General features: G+C 70.6%; 13 protein-coding genes. 7 read left to right on the top strand and 6 right to left on the bottom strand.

What is annotated here, in order from left to right:
- Positions 1–16 precede the first annotated feature (16 nt).
- The 3 genes from BM140_RS05240 to BM140_RS05230 form a co-directional block, all read right to left on the bottom strand.
- Positions 17–241: a hypothetical protein gene (locus tag BM140_RS05240; RefSeq protein ID WP_091942774.1), complete on the bottom strand. Its 225-nt coding sequence runs from the start codon at positions 239–241 to the stop codon at positions 17–19.
- A gap of 278 nt (positions 242–519) precedes the next feature.
- Positions 520–1,122: an ActR/PrrA/RegA family redox response regulator transcription factor gene (locus BM140_RS05235; RefSeq protein WP_091943289.1), complete on the bottom strand. Its 603-nt coding sequence runs from the start codon at positions 1,120–1,122 to the stop codon at positions 520–522.
- Positions 1,123–1,158: 36 nt separating this feature from the next.
- Positions 1,159–2,577 carry an ActS/PrrB/RegB family redox-sensitive histidine kinase gene (locus BM140_RS05230; protein ID WP_091942772.1) on the bottom strand — a complete coding sequence of 473 codons (1,419 nt, stop codon included), beginning with the start codon at positions 2,575–2,577 and terminating at the stop codon, positions 1,159–1,161.
- Positions 2,578–2,711: 134 nt separating this feature from the next.
- On the opposite strand from BM140_RS05230, the gene BM140_RS05225 reads away from it, so the two are divergent.
- Both BM140_RS05225 and BM140_RS05220 read left to right on the top strand, forming a co-directional pair.
- Positions 2,712–3,959, top strand: a complete 1,248-nt coding sequence (locus BM140_RS05225; RefSeq protein ID WP_091942770.1) for a polyhydroxyalkanoate depolymerase — start codon at positions 2,712–2,714, stop codon at positions 3,957–3,959.
- Positions 3,960–4,044: 85 nt separating this feature from the next.
- Positions 4,045–4,770: a M48 family metallopeptidase gene (locus BM140_RS05220; RefSeq protein ID WP_091942768.1), complete on the top strand. Its 726-nt coding sequence runs from the start codon at positions 4,045–4,047 to the stop codon at positions 4,768–4,770.
- 61 nt (positions 4,771–4,831) lie between these two features.
- Here BM140_RS05220 and BM140_RS05215 read toward each other — a convergent pair whose 3' ends face one another.
- Positions 4,832–5,245 carry a hypothetical protein gene (locus tag BM140_RS05215; RefSeq protein WP_091943287.1) on the bottom strand — a complete coding sequence of 138 codons (414 nt, stop codon included), beginning with the start codon at positions 5,243–5,245 and terminating at the stop codon, positions 4,832–4,834.
- A 247-nt stretch (positions 5,246–5,492) separates the two neighbouring features.
- Here BM140_RS05215 and BM140_RS05210 point away from each other — a divergent pair, with 247 nt between their 5' ends.
- The 4 genes from BM140_RS05210 to BM140_RS05195 are packed head-to-tail and all read left to right on the top strand — an operon-like array spanning position 5,493 to position 10,445.
- The gene (locus BM140_RS05210) at positions 5,493–6,005 is read left to right on the top strand and encodes an invasion associated locus B family protein (protein WP_091943285.1); all 513 of its coding nucleotides are present in this window, start codon (positions 5,493–5,495) and stop codon (positions 6,003–6,005) included.
- A 12-nt stretch (positions 6,006–6,017) separates the two neighbouring features.
- Positions 6,018–6,671 carry a hypothetical protein gene (locus BM140_RS05205; protein WP_342030020.1) on the top strand — a complete coding sequence of 218 codons (654 nt, stop codon included), beginning with the start codon at positions 6,018–6,020 and terminating at the stop codon, positions 6,669–6,671.
- Between the two features lie 31 nt (positions 6,672–6,702).
- Positions 6,703–8,733 (top strand): glycosyltransferase, encoded by a 2,031-nt coding sequence (locus tag BM140_RS05200; RefSeq protein WP_091942766.1) that lies wholly within the window; start codon positions 6,703–6,705, stop codon positions 8,731–8,733.
- Positions 8,730–10,445, top strand: a complete 1,716-nt coding sequence (locus BM140_RS05195; protein ID WP_091942764.1) for a glycosyltransferase family 2 protein — start codon at positions 8,730–8,732, stop codon at positions 10,443–10,445. The genes BM140_RS05200 and BM140_RS05195 overlap by 4 nt, the downstream gene beginning before the upstream one ends.
- Here the strand turns inward: BM140_RS05195 and purC are convergent.
- Positions 10,393–11,187, bottom strand: coding sequence for a phosphoribosylaminoimidazolesuccinocarboxamide synthase (purC, locus tag BM140_RS05190; RefSeq protein ID WP_012452496.1), 795 nt, complete (start codon positions 11,185–11,187; stop codon positions 10,393–10,395). The genes BM140_RS05195 and purC overlap by 53 nt on opposite strands.
- A gap of 225 nt (positions 11,188–11,412) precedes the next feature.
- Positions 11,413–12,201 carry an endonuclease III gene (nth, locus tag BM140_RS05185; RefSeq protein ID WP_091942762.1) on the bottom strand — a complete coding sequence of 263 codons (789 nt, stop codon included), beginning with the start codon at positions 12,199–12,201 and terminating at the stop codon, positions 11,413–11,415.
- A 62-nt stretch (positions 12,202–12,263) separates the two neighbouring features.
- On the opposite strand from nth, the gene BM140_RS05180 reads away from it, so the two are divergent.
- Positions 12,264–12,785: a DUF2244 domain-containing protein gene (locus tag BM140_RS05180; RefSeq protein ID WP_091942760.1), complete on the top strand. Its 522-nt coding sequence runs from the start codon at positions 12,264–12,266 to the stop codon at positions 12,783–12,785.
- The last annotated feature ends 434 nt before the right edge of the window (positions 12,786–13,219 follow it).

The raw sequence follows: 13,219 nt of genomic DNA, 5'->3' as shown, positions 1-13,219 counted from the left end.
CGTCGCTGCGAGCGCCTCAGGAGCCCTTGACCGGCCGCAGCGGCTCGGCCTTGACCGCGCGCTGCCAGAGTTGAAGCATGATCCAGGCGGCCAGCAGGCTGAACAGGCCCATCAGCACGTGGCCCACGGTGTCGCCGAGGTCGAACAAGCCGGCGAGCGCCCAGCCTGCCGCGATGGCGGCGGCGAACACTTCCGTTCCGACGAGCACCATCAGGCTCAGAATCGTGATCATGTTGCGCATGCGCAGGCGGTCCGTTCGAGTCCGGTCGCGCACGGACTAGCCCGACGCTCATGCTCCGCGCAACTGTCAGCGGCGCATGACACGGGGACGTCGGGGCGCAAATCTGACTTTCGCCGGAGGGGAACCGGTAACATCGGGAAACAAAAGCCTGACGATTCCGGCCTGGACCTCTGCCGCCACGGATCCCGAGGCACAATATTCGGGGCTTGGGTGCGGCCCGATCGGGAATAAAAAAAGCCGGCGCGTCGGCGCCGGCCTGTTTCCATCGTATTGCGCGATCAGCGCGGGGCGCGCTTGGCCAGGATCCGCTGCAAGGTGCGGCGATGCATGTTGAGGCGCCGCGCCGTCTCGGAGACGTTGCGCCCACACAGCTCGTAGACCCGCTGGATATGTTCCCAGCGCACCCGGTCGGCCGACATCGGGTTCTCCGGCGGGTCGGCCCGCTCGCCCGGCTGCGCCATCAGCGTGCCGTGGATTTCGTCCGCGTCCGCCGGCTTGGCGAGGTAGTCGAAGGCGCCGAGCTTCACCGCCGTCACGGCGGTCGCGATGTTGCCGTAGCCGGTCAGGATCACGCCGCGGGCCTCGGGCCGGCGCTCCTTCAGGCGGGCGATCACGTCGAGGCCGTTGCCATCGCCGAGGCGCATGTCGATCACGGCGAAGGCGGGCGCCCTGGCCTCGACGGCGGCGACGCCCTCGCTGACGCTCTCGGCGACCTGCACGGCGTAGCCGCGGCCTTCCATCGCCCGGGCGAGGCGGGTGGAGAAGGGCTTGTCGTCGTCCACGATCAGCAGGCTGCGGTCGGAGAAGGCGGACAGGGGATCGGTTTCGGAAAGGAAGGCGGTGTCCTGGCTCGGCACCGACGTCCCGCTCTGCGTCAGCATGCGGTGCTCCTCATCGCTCGCATTCATCTGAATGTTTTATATGGGTGCGGCATCGCGTTCTGGCAGGGGTCGTAGAGAATTGTGCGCAACAGGCTGCGCCGCAATCACGTCCCTCTCGAAAATGTGACGAGCCCAGGACACCCGCACCAATGCGCCGTGGTCGTCGGCCCCGGTGATGTTGGATAGGACCAGCTGCGCGCCCGAGCGCTCGATCAGGGTCTTGGCGATGAACAGCCCGAGACCGAGGCCCGCGCCGACAGCGTCGCCGCCGGCATCCGCGCCCCGCGCGCCCCCCTTCGAGCGTTCCGGGCCGCGGGTCGTCACGTAGGGTTCGCCGGCCCGCAACAGGACCTCGCTGGGGAAGCCCGGGCCGTCGTCGCGGATGGTGAGCCAGACCCGGTCGAGGTTCCAGCGCGCCTCGATCTCGACGCGGGTGTCGGCGAAGTCGACCGCGTTGTCGACGATATTGGCGAGACCGAACATGACGCCGGGGTTGCGGCGGCAGACCGGCTCGGGCCCCTCGCCCTGCTTCTTCACCGCCACCGCGACGCCGAGCGCGCGTTGCGGCGCCACCAGCTCCTCGACGACGTGGCCGAAGGTGACGGTCTGGAGGAAGCCCTCGCCCTCCTCGTTGTCCTCGCCGAGCGAGGTCAGCTTCGAGAGGATGCCGCGGCAGCGCGACACCTGATCGCGTAGCAGCGCCAGATCCTCGGCGACTTCCGGCGTGGCGGTGGGGCCGAGCAGGCGGTCGAGTTCCTTGGCCACCACCATGATGGTGCCGAGCGGCGTGCCGAGTTCATGCGCGGCGGCCGCCGCCAGCCCGTCGAGCTGCGACAGGTGCTGCTCGCGGGCGAGCACGAGTTCGGTCGCCGCCAGCGCCTGGGCGAGCTGGCGGGTCTCCTCGGCGACTCGCCACGCATAGACGCCGGTGAAGGCGGTGCCGAGCAGGATCGCGGTCCAGACCCCCGACACGTAGAGGAAGGGCAGTTCGATCCGCCCGTCGGCGAACCAGGGCAGGGGCCGGTGGACCAGGGCGAGCAGCGTCGCGAGCCCGACCGCGAGGAGCCCGAGCGCCAGCGTGCGGTCCGGCGGGAGCGCGGTGGCCGAGATCAGCACGGGGGCGAGGAACAGCAGAGAGAACGGGTTCTGCAGTCCGCCGGTCAGGAACAGGAGGGCGGCGAGCTGGACGATGTCGAAGGCGAGCAGCAGCGCGGCCGAATCGTCGCTGAGCCGGTAGCTTGCCGGAAAGCGGATGCGCAGCGCGAGGTTCAGCCAGCAGGAGGCCGCGATGACGAGGAAGCACCAGCCGAACGGCAGGTTCAGCCCGAGCCCGAACTGCGCGCCCACCACCGCCGCGCTCTGGCCCGTGAGCGCGAGCCAGCGCAGCCGGACGAAGGTGTCGAGCCGCAGGTGGCGGCCGGCCGGTCGGCCGATTTCGGGGGCAGCATCGATCATGGTGCGGCAGACGATAGGGTCGCGCGCGGCGTCGGAAATGGGTGTCGCGGCGCCGCACCCGAAAATCCGGGGTCCGCTCGAAACCAACATCGGTTAAGAGAGGCGCGAAGACGGTCGCGAAGGGGAGCGACGAGATGGACTTGGCCTACGCTTGGTACGAGACGGCGCGCGCGATGCTGGCGCCCGCCCGCCTCGCCGCGGACATGACGCGGCACAGCCTGGAACATCCCGGCAACCCCTTCGCCTACGGCCCCTATGCCCGTTCGACCGCGGCGGCGCTGCAGATGTTCGAGCGCGCGACCCGGCGCTACGGCAAGCCGCATTTCGGCATTGCGACCACGAACGTCGAGGGGCAATCCGCCTCGGTGTTCGAGCGCGTGGTGTGGGAACGGCCGTTCTGCCGCGTCATCGCCTTCGAGCGGGCGCTGGCCCGGGGCCCGTCGGAGCCGCAGCCCAAGCTCCTCGTGGTGGCGCCGATGTCCGGCCATTACGCGACGCTCCTGCGCGGCACGGTCGAGGCGATGCTGCCGAACCATCAGGTGTTCATCACCGACTGGTCGGACGCCCGCATGGTGCCGCTGTTGGAAGGCCGCTTCGATCTCGACACCTATATCGAATACCTGACCGCGATGTTCCGCGACCTCGGTCCGGATCTGCACGTGATGGCGGTGTGCCAGCCCGCCGTTCCGGTCTTCGCCGCGGTGGCCCTGATGGAGGCCGAGAACGATCCCGCCGTCCCGGTCTCGATGACCCTGATGGGCGGACCGATCGACACCCGCCGCTCGCCCACCGCCGTGAACTGCCTCGCCCAGGAGCGCGGCATGGGCTGGTTCGAGAAAAACTGCATCACGGTGGTGCCGCCGCCCAATCCGGGGGCCCTGCGCCGGGTCTATCCGGGCTTCCTGCAACTGTCGGGCTTCATGGCGATGAACCTCGACCGGCATGTCACGGCCCATTCCGACATGTTCCACCACCTCGTCACCGGCGACGGTGATTCGGCGGAGAAGCACCGCGAGTTCTACGACGAGTACCTCGCCGTGATGGACCTGACCGCCGAGTTCTATCTCCAGACGGTGCAGACGGTGTTCGTCGATCACGCCCTGCCGCGCGGCCTGATGCGGCACAGGGGCCAACCGGTCGATCTCTCGGCGATCCGCCGTTGCGCGATCCTCGCGGTCGAGGGCGAGAACGACGACATCTCCGGCGTCGGCCAGACCAAGGCGGCGCTGGACCTGACGCCGAATCTGCCCGATTCCCGCAAGGCCTACCACCTGCAGGAGAAGGTCGGGCATTACGGCGTGTTCAACGGCTCGCGCTTCCGCGCGGTCATCGCCCCGCGCATCGCCGCCTTCATCCGCGAGATGCAGGCAAATCCCGCCTGATCGGCGTGGCTTGGGTGCCGAAAATCACGTGAACGGGCTTCGGGCGGGATGGTTCGGGCGGCGCCCGCCGGTTAACGTCCCCTCCATGTTGCGCGCGCTCCTGCGACGGCCCGATCCGGATCATATCGAGATCGACCACGACGGCCGGACCTTCCGCATCGCCGTCCTCCGGCGCCCGACGGCCCGCCGCCTGACCCTGCGGGTGTCGAGCGCGACCGGCGCGGTGATCCTGACGCTTCCGACCCGCTCCTCGCTGTCGGCGGCCCAGAAATTCGCGCAAGCCCATGGCGGCTGGATCGCCGCCCGCCTCGCCCGCATCCCCGAACGGGTGCCGTTCGTGCCCGGCGCCACGATCCCCCTGCGGGGCGTGCCGCACGCGCTGATTCATCGCGAGGGGCGCGGCACGGTCGAGGTCGATCCGGAGGCCGCCACCGTCACGGTGCCGGGGGAGGCGCCGCACGTGCCCCGCCGCGTGCGCGAGTTCCTGCAGCGCGAGGCCCGGCGCGACCTGTCGGAGGCGATCGCTGCCTATTCCGACCGGCTCGGCCGGCGCCCGGCCGGGCTGACCCTGCGCGACACCCGCAGCCGCTGGGGCTCCTGCACCGCGAAGGGCGAGCTGAACTTTTCCTGGCGGCTGATCCTCGCGCCCCCGATCGTGCTGGACTACCTCGTCGCCCACGAGATGGCGCACTTGCGCGAGATGAACCACTCGGCCCGCTTCTGGGCGCTGGCGCACGAACTCTGCCCGAACGTCGATGCGGCGGAGGCGTGGCTGAAGCGGCACGGCTCGGAGCTGCACCGCTACGGCTGATCCGGCATCGGCCCGAAAGCCGCTCGCGGCTTCCGGAGAAGGCAAGTGTTCGAGGCCGGTCTCAGTACTTCGTCACGATCGCCCGGCTGCGCACGCGCGCCCGCTCCGCCGGCCAGGCCGGGCGCGGATCGACGTGGCCGGGCCACATCTGGCGCGGGGAGACGTTGTCGCAGACCTCGCGCTGCCGGAGATAGGCCGGGCGGCCGAGCTCGTCGCGGCGCATGATCGTGCCGCCGTCGCGGCAGAAGCCGGCGATGGCCGCGGAATCGCCCCGGCGCCCGCGCGGATTCCGCTCGACCGGCGGGTGCTCGATGGTGAGCGGGGCCTGATGGTTGAGGGAGCGCTCCACGTAGGTCGTGGTCGCCTCCGGCGGCAGGTAGGTCGATTCCTCGAAGGGCAGCGACAGGGCGAAGGCGCTTCCGCTGCCGGCGATGAGGAGAGCCGGCAGAAGAGCCGAGAGGGCGAGGCGGCGCATGGTGTGGATCCCGGTGAGGGCGAGCTTGACCATTATGTAGAGCAGGCGGCGTCCCGGCGGTAGCCGCCGACATCCGAGGCCCGACAGGATGCGGGGTGATCTCGCCGCGATTGCCCCGTGACACATCCTCGCCGCGATTGCTTGACACCGGGTGACCCGCATGGTCCCACCCTCGGGCTTTCGCGGGATGGGGGCGAGAGCGGCGAGGGACTGGCGCGTGAGTGTGTTTTCGGACCTGGGTCGGGCGATGCGGTCGGTTGCGGGGCGCCGTCTCGCCCTGGCCTCTCTCTCGGCCGGCGCGGGTCTGCTCCTGGTCGGCCCGGCCGCGGCGCAGGGCACCGTGCGCAACACCTTCGACGATTGGCAGCTGCGCTGCGAGACGCCCGCCGGCGCCAAGGCCGAGCAATGCGCCCTCGTGCAGTACGTGGCGGCCGAGGATCGGCCAAATCTGACGCTGGTCGTCATCATCCTCAAGACGGCCGACAACCGCGGCTACCTGCTGCGGGTGGTGGCGCCGCTCGGCGTGCTCCTGCCCTCCGGCCTCGGCCTCAAGATCGATCAGACCGATATCGGCCGGGCCAGCTTCGTGCGCTGCCTGACCACCGGCTGCGTCGCCGAGGTCGTGATGGACGACGGCCTGATCCGCTCGCTCAAGAACGGCGCGCAGGCGACCTTCAGCGTGTTCCAGACTCCGGAAGAGGGAGTCGGCATCCCGGTCTCGATGAAGGGATTCGGCCCCGGCTTCGATGCCCTGAAGTAAGAGGGAAACGGCATGCGCGGGATGACCACGACGGCGCGGCTCGCCGCGATCATCGGGCTGGCGCTCACCGGCGGCGCGCAGGCCGAGTCCGGCGGCTTCTTCAAGAACATGTTCGGTGGCGGCAGCGGTGAGGGCGGCGGCGGAGGCGGCAGTCTCATGGCCCCGAAGGCGTTCGACCCCAACGACGTCTATTGCCCCAACGTGTTCGTGCCGGATGGCGGCGCCGCGATCCAGTCGTTTGCGGGAGCGGCCGGCGACAACACCCGCCTGCGCCATCAGATCGTGGTGTCGCGCCTCAGCCGGGAGTGCCGGGCAATGGGCGACGGCTCGGTCTCGGTGCGGGTCGGCGTCGAGCTGCGCGCCATGCTCGGGCCTGCGGGCGCTCCCGGCCGCTTCGACGCGCCGGTCACCGTCTCGATCACGTATGGCGACAAGCCGGTGATGAGCCGACCCCACCGCGTCACGATCCCGATAGCCGCCGGCACCGCCCAGGGCGAGGCGAGTCTGATCGAGAACGATCTCGTCGTGCCCGCCGACAAGGCCTGGGGCTACGACATCGAGGTGACCCTGGCCGGCCGAAAGGCTGCCCCGGTCGCGCGCCGCCGCAAGTCTGCCCCGGCGGCCGCCGAAGCGGCTCAGACCGAAGCCCCGGTGCCGGGTCAATGACGGCCGGTCGCCCCGCCCGGGGAGCGGCCGCCTGACGAACCCCAAGGACGGCTCCGCCCCGGCGGCCGGTGCATGGCAGGGCCGTGAGACGCCCTTCTCCTTCATCGCGAACGACGACCCGCTCTTCGATCGCCGTCTCGTCCTGCCGCCCGAGGTGGCGGGCCGCTGGATCGTGCTGCGCTACACGATGCCGGTGCGCGCCCGGCCGCAGCGCCCGCTGCTGCGCCTGCGCCGCGCGAGGGGGCGCATCGACCGCTTCGTCCTGCCGGGCATCGCCCTCGGCGGCGCCGTCTGGCTCGGCTACGTCCCCGCCGATTGCGAGGGAATCGAGATCGCCGGAGGCGAAGGCTTCGAGCTGGAGCGGGTCGGCGTGCGAAGCGCGCGCCACGTCTTCGCCGAATGCCTCGCCAAGCGTCCCCTGCGCGCCGCCGGGGCGTTGCGCGCGCTCCTGCGGCGCGACGAGCGGCGCTGGCGCGATTCCCTGCGCGGCGCCTGCGCGGTCACGCCCCTGTCCGGCTACGCCGCTTGGCGGGCAGCCCGCGGCACGCCGCCTGCGCCGGACAAGCCCGCCCCGGACATCGGCATCCGCCTCGTCCTCGCGGCGGAGGGCGCGTCGGCCGCGGCGGTGGCCGACACGCTCGCGGCGCTGACGGCGCAAAGCCATACGCATTGGACGCTGCGTCTCTCCGGCGCCGAGGCCGGAATCGCCGCGGATCCGCGCATCCATCTCACCGCCTGGGATCCGGACGCCCCGGCACTCTCCCTCTGCGGTGAGGCCGATCTGTTCGGGATCCTGCAACCCGGCGACCGCCTCGCGCCGCACGCCCTCGCCCTTCTGGCGGCGGCGTTCCATGAGGCGAACCCGGATCTGATCTATGCCGACGAAGAGATCGGCGCCGCCGATCCCGTGCCCCGGCTCAAGCCGGATTGGAGCCCCGACCTCGCCCGCGTCACCGGCTTCCTCGGGGGCCCGGCCCTCGTCGCCCGCAATTTCCTCGCCGGGCTGCCCGCGCGCCCGGTCGGCGCCGCCGACGCCTTCGCGACGAGTCTCGATCTCGACTGCGCCGGTGCGACCCGCGTCGTCCATCTCCCGCGCATCCTGTGTCGGCGCGCCGACCTGCCCGACGACACGGCGAAGCGCTCCGCTCTCCTCGAAGCGCGGCTGTCCGCAGCGGGCGACCCCGCGCGCCCGATCCTGCGCAGCGGAATCCTCGACCTGCACCGTCCCCGGCCCGAGCCCGCGCCGCTCGTCACCGTCGTCATCCCGTCCCGCGACCGCCCCGACCTGATCACCCGCGTCACGGGGGACATCTTGGGGCGGACCGACTATCCGGCGATCGAACTCGTCATCGTCGATAACGGCTCGACCGATCCGGCGGTGCTGGCGCTCTACGAGCGGTTGCGGGGCGACGGCCGCGTGCGCATCGAAGCGTTTCCGCAACCGTTCAACTTCGCCGCGATGGTCAATCGGGGCGCCGCGGTCGCGCGCGGAGACATCCTCGTGCTGCTCAACAACGACGTGGCCGTGCTGCGGCCCGACTGGCTCGACGCCCTGGTCGCCGAGGCCGTGCGGCCGGAGGTCGGCGCCGTGGGCGCAAAACTCCTCTACGGCGATGGGCGTCTCCAGCATGCCGGCGTCGTCGTCGGCCTCGGCGGCGAGGCCGGTCACATCCTGCGCCGCCGTCCCGCCGATACGCCGGGCCATCTCTGCCGGTTGGGCGTCGCCCACGAGGTCTCTGCGGTCACCGCCGCCTGCCTCGCCGTCGGCGCGGAGAAGTACCGCGCGGTCGGCGGCTTCGACGCCGCCACCTTCGCGGTCGATTTCAACGATGTCGATTTCTGCCTGCGCCTCGGGGCGGCCGGCTGGAAGACGGTCTGGACGCCCCACGCCGTCCTGTCCCACCTCGAATCGGTGAGCCGGGGCCGTCCGTCGGGCGCCGCCCGCCGACTGTTCGAGCGCGAGGCTTCCGCCTTTGCGGAACGCTGGCGCGACATCATCCGCCACGACCCGTTCTACCACCCCGCCCTGTCGCTCACGACCTTCGGCGAGGATCTCGAATGACGGGCGCGCCGCTCCCCGACGCCCTGCTCTTCGCCGCCGAGACTGCCCCGAGCCTTTTCAGGCGTATCGTCGGCGCGGCCGGGCATCCGTCGCGCTTGGTGCCGATCCTGATCGCCCGACTGACCGGCCGCCGGGTGCGGGCCGCCACGGCCCTGACCGCGCTGACCGGCGCGCATCATCGCCTCCGGTGGCCCGGCCCGGTGCCGCCTGCCGAGCCGGACGCGAGCCTCGCACGTCACGGAATCGAGCGGATCGAGCCCATGGCGGACGGCACCGTGCGGATCGCCCCCGCGGGCACGCCGCTCGTTCTCCTCGCCGGCCCCGGCCACACCCTCGTCGACGGTGCGGCGGAAGCCATCGCCGCCGCCTTCGCGGACCCGTCGATCCACGCCCTCTACGGCGACGCCCTCGTCCGCATCCGGCCGGGCGGCCCCTGGTTGCCGCTCCTGCGCCCTGCCTTCGACCCGGATTTCCTGCGCGCGGTCGATTGGCTCGGGCCCGTTCTCGCCCTGCGCCGGGCGAGCGCGGCGGCGATCGAGCCCGTGCCCGGTGCCGCTGCATCGGACATCGCCCTCGACCTCGCCGCCCGCCTCGGCCCGCGCGCCCTGCGCCACCTGCCGCGCCTCCTCTCGTTCTCGGCCTTGCCCGCCGAGGGGGGAGGGGAGGGGGCCCGCGCCGAGACCCGCCGCGCCCGCCTCAAGGCCGTGCGGCGCGACCTCGACCGGAGGGGGGAGGGCGACACCCTCGCCTTCGTCGAGCCCGACGGCGTGATCCGCCTGGAGCGGCCCCTGCCGGTGCCGCGCCCCCTCGTCAGCCTGATCGTGCCGACCCGCGACCGACTCGACCTGCTGCGCCCCTGCATCGAGAGCCTGCGCGCCCGAACCGACTGGCCGGCGAAAGACATTCTGATCTGCGACAACGGCAGCCGGGAGCCGGAGACGCTCGCCTATTTCGACGAGCTTCGCGCCGCGGGGGCCGCGCGCATCCTCGACTGCGCCGGTCCGTTCGATTTCGCCGCCATCAACAACCGCGCCGCCCACGCCGCCCGGGGAACCCTGCTCGCCTTCGTCAACAACGATGTCGAGGCCGAGCGTCCCGACTGGCTGGAACGCATGGTGCGCGAAGCCCTGCGCCCCGAGATCGGCGCCGTCGGCGCCCGGCTGATCGACGGCGAGGGCCGCATCCAGCATGGCGGCATCGTGCTGGGCACCGGCGGGCTCGCCACCCACGGCCACCGACACTTCTCAGGAGACGCGCCGGGCTATCTTTCGGGGTTGCGGGCGACCCGCTCCGTCGCCGCGGTGACGGCTGCCTGTCTCGTGATCGAGACGCGCAAATTTGGGGAGGTAGGCGGCTTCGATCCGACCTTCGCGGTCGATTTCAACGATCTCGACCTCTGTTTGCGCCTGAACGCGGCGGGCCTGCGCACGCTCTATGTCGGCGGCGCGAGGCTCCACCACCGCGAATCGGCGAGCCGCCGCCCCTCGCCGCAGGCCGCCGCCCGCCACGCCGAAGAGATCGCGGCGCTCGAAAAGCGATGGGGGCCGCTGCTGGCGCAGGACCCCCATTATCATCCGGGCTTCGACCCGGATCTCTCGACCCATATCCGCCTGCGGCGCGGCTGGACCGGCCTCGCGCCGGCCGCGCCGCGGTCGGCGGTTACTGCACCAGACGGGGCCCGCCGGCCTGCACCTTCTCGTTCTCGGACATGATGCCGAGCCGCTTGGCGACTTCCGTGTAGGCCTCGATCAAGCCGCCGAGATCCTTGCGGAACCGGTCCTTGTCGAGCTTGTCCGAGGACTTGATGTCCCACAGACGGCAGGAATCCGGGGAGATCTCGTCGGCGACGACGATGCGCATCAGGTCGCCTTCCCACAGGCGCCCGGTCTCCATCTTGAAGTCGACGAGGCGGATGCCGACGCCGAGGAAGAGGCCGGACAGGAAGTCGTTGACGCGGATGGCCAGCGCCATGATGTCGTCGATCTCCTGCGGCGTCGCCCAGCCGAAGGCGGTGATGTGCTCTTCCGACACCATCGGGTCGTTGAGCTGGTCGTTCTTGTAGTAGAACTCGATGATCGAGCGCGGCAGCTGCGTGCCTTCCTCCAGGCCGAGGCGCTGCGCCAGCGAGCCGGCGGCGACGTTGCGCACCACCACCTCGAGCGGGATGATCTCGACCTCGCGGATCAGCTGCTCGCGCATGTTGAGCCGGCGGATGAAGTGCGTCGGCACGCCGATGTCGTTGAGGTGCTGGAAAACGAACTCGGAAATCCGGTTGTTCAGCACGCCCTTGCCATCGATCACCTCGTGCTTCTTCGCGTTGAAGGCGGTCGCGTCGTCCTTGAAGTGCTGGATGAGCGTCCCCGGCTCGGGTCCCTCGTAGAGGACCTTCGCCTTGCCCTCGTAGATGCGACGGCGGCGGTTCATAGGCGTGTACCGTGGTTTGAGGAAGTCCATGGGGCCGGGGCTCCTTCCGAACTGGCCTGTGAAGCGAATCCGCGGCGCGGCGACCCGTCTGGCGGGTGGACGGACGGAGCCCTTCCCTGGGACCCGAACAGTCCGCGGGAAATAGTCCCGGCCGCCGTATCATCTCTGTACCGGAACGGGCTTTGCAGCACAACGCGTTGGCCTTGCACGGCAATGCCTGCAGGGCTGCGGCGGGAGCCGGTGCGCCGGACGGCGTCAGCCCGATATGGGCGTGAGGTCCGTCGTCTTGGAGGGGTAGCCACACAGATCCGCGATCCGGCAGCGGGGGCAATCCGGCCGTCTCGCCTTGCAGGTGTAGCGCCCGTGCAGGATCAGCCAGTGATGCGCGTTGAGCCGGTAGGGCTCCGGCACGCGGGCCTCCAACCCGGCCTGGACCTTGTCGGTCGTCGCCGCCGGGAACAGCGGGATCCGATTCGAGACCCGGAAGATGTGGGTGTCCACCGCGATTCGCGGCACCCCGAAGGCGACGTTGAGCACCACGCTCGCGGTCTTGGTGCCGACGCCGGGCAGCACCTCCAGCGCGGCGGCGTCGCGCGGCACCTCGCCCCCGTGTCGCTCCAAAAGGATGCGCGAGAGCGCGATGACGTTCTTGGCCTTGGTGTTGAACAGCCCGATGGTGCGGATGAAGTGGCGCACCCGCTCCTCGCCGAGTTCCAGCATCTTTTCCGGTGTGTCGGCGATGGCGAAGAGCGGTTCGGTGGCGAGGTTCACGCTTCGATCGGTGGCCTGGGCCGAGAGCACCACGGCGACGAGCAGCGTATAGGGATTGAGGTACTGAAGTTCCGAGCGCGGCTCCGGATCGGCTTCGCGCAGCCGCGCGAAGATGGCGACCAGGGTCTCGTCGTCCACCGGCGCGGGCGCCGTCTCGACTTTGCCTTTCAGGACAGTGCCGAGGGTCGCACGCGCCTGACCGGGTTTGCCGGCCGGCTTCCCCGCTGCCGTCTTGACCGCCTTCTTGGCTGCGTCAGGTTTCGAAGGGCGCATATCCGTATCGGAAACGCGCGAGGCGGGCTTTCTGGGGGGCATCGGCGCGTTATATTGCCTGCATGGTGAGCGGCAACCTCTCTGCGCATCCCGACGGCCTCGACCCGGCGACCCTGGATCGCCCGCTCTACACGGCCGTGATTCGACCCAACCAATCGCTCGGGCGCGACGGGTTCCGGATCGTGATGGTCCTGTGCTGCGCCGTCTCCCTCGTGACCTCGATCGCTTGCTGGCGGGCGGGATTCTGGCCCATCGCCGGCTTCTTCGGCCTCGACATGCTGGCGCTCTACGTTGCGCTGAAGGTCAGCTTCAAGCGCGGGCGCTCGTTCGAGGAAGTCGCGATCTCGCCCCTCGAAGTCTCGCTGGCGCGTATCGATCCGCGGGGAGGGCGGCGGGAATGGCGCTTCAACCCGCTCTGGACCAAGCTCGCCCGCCTCGACGACGAGGAGTTCGGCCTGCGCCGCCTCACCCTGATCTCGCGCCGCGAGCACGTCGTCGTCGCCCGCGACGCCGATCCGGCCGAGCGTGAGCGCGTCGCCGAGGGCCTCGCTTCGGCGCTCGCCCAGGTGAAGAAAGGATTTTGACGGCAAGATCGAGCGCACCCCTCTTCTGAACGGGGTCGCGAGGGCCCGACGCCGGCCCGTGGCGGCGTTTCTCGCACTTTTCTGGATTTTTCGATTGACGCCGGGGTTGGGGGCTCGTAGAAGCACCTCACCGACGGGGCGCCGCGGCCCACCCACTGGGTGGCACGGTGGTCTTGAGGTCTTCGGGACTGTTTTGGCGGCACGGCTGATCCGGGCGACTGGATCGGACGATCGCTGTCCTCGGTGTCTCGGATGTGTCAGCCGGATCGACGGTTGACAGGACGGTTCGCCGGCTCTAGACGCCACGGACCGCTCGGGCGGACTTCCCGGCGGCGACTGCGGTCGCTGCGTGAACGGGACCGCCGCGGTACTATCGCTGAAGACGGGGCTGATCGGGCCGGGCAACCGGAGCGATGGCGCGTTCTCGGCAGAAG

Origin of the sequence: Methylorubrum salsuginis, assembly GCF_900114375.1 — a bacterium.
Lineage (GTDB): Bacteria > Pseudomonadota > Alphaproteobacteria > Rhizobiales > Beijerinckiaceae > Methylobacterium > Methylobacterium salsuginis.
This window is presented reverse-complemented; position numbering and strand designations above follow the sequence as displayed.

Excerpts from the sequence above, each read along its gene's own strand:
- BM140_RS05240 (WP_091942774.1), bottom strand. The coding sequence starts at position 241 with ATGCGCAACATGATCACGATTCTGAGCCTGATGGTGCTCGTCGGAACG.
- BM140_RS05235 (WP_091943289.1), bottom strand. The coding sequence starts at position 1,122 with ATGCTGACGCAGAGCGGGACGTCGGTGCCGAGCCAGGACACCGCCTTC.
- BM140_RS05230 (WP_091942772.1), bottom strand. The coding sequence starts at position 2,577 with ATGATCGATGCTGCCCCCGAAATCGGCCGACCGGCCGGCCGCCACCTG.
- BM140_RS05225 (WP_091942770.1), top strand. The coding sequence starts at position 2,712 with ATGGACTTGGCCTACGCTTGGTACGAGACGGCGCGCGCGATGCTGGCG.
- BM140_RS05220 (WP_091942768.1), top strand. The coding sequence starts at position 4,045 with ATGTTGCGCGCGCTCCTGCGACGGCCCGATCCGGATCATATCGAGATC.
- BM140_RS05215 (WP_091943287.1), bottom strand. The coding sequence starts at position 5,245 with ATGCGCCGCCTCGCCCTCTCGGCTCTTCTGCCGGCTCTCCTCATCGCC.
- BM140_RS05210 (WP_091943285.1), top strand. The coding sequence starts at position 5,493 with ATGCGGTCGGTTGCGGGGCGCCGTCTCGCCCTGGCCTCTCTCTCGGCC.
- BM140_RS05205 (WP_342030020.1), top strand. The coding sequence starts at position 6,018 with ATGCGCGGGATGACCACGACGGCGCGGCTCGCCGCGATCATCGGGCTG.
- BM140_RS05195 (WP_091942764.1), top strand. The coding sequence starts at position 8,730 with ATGACGGGCGCGCCGCTCCCCGACGCCCTGCTCTTCGCCGCCGAGACT.
- purC (WP_012452496.1), bottom strand. The coding sequence starts at position 11,187 with ATGGACTTCCTCAAACCACGGTACACGCCTATGAACCGCCGCCGTCGC.
- nth (WP_091942762.1), bottom strand. The coding sequence starts at position 12,201 with ATGCGCCCTTCGAAACCTGACGCAGCCAAGAAGGCGGTCAAGACGGCA.
- BM140_RS05180 (WP_091942760.1), top strand. The coding sequence starts at position 12,264 with ATGGTGAGCGGCAACCTCTCTGCGCATCCCGACGGCCTCGACCCGGCG.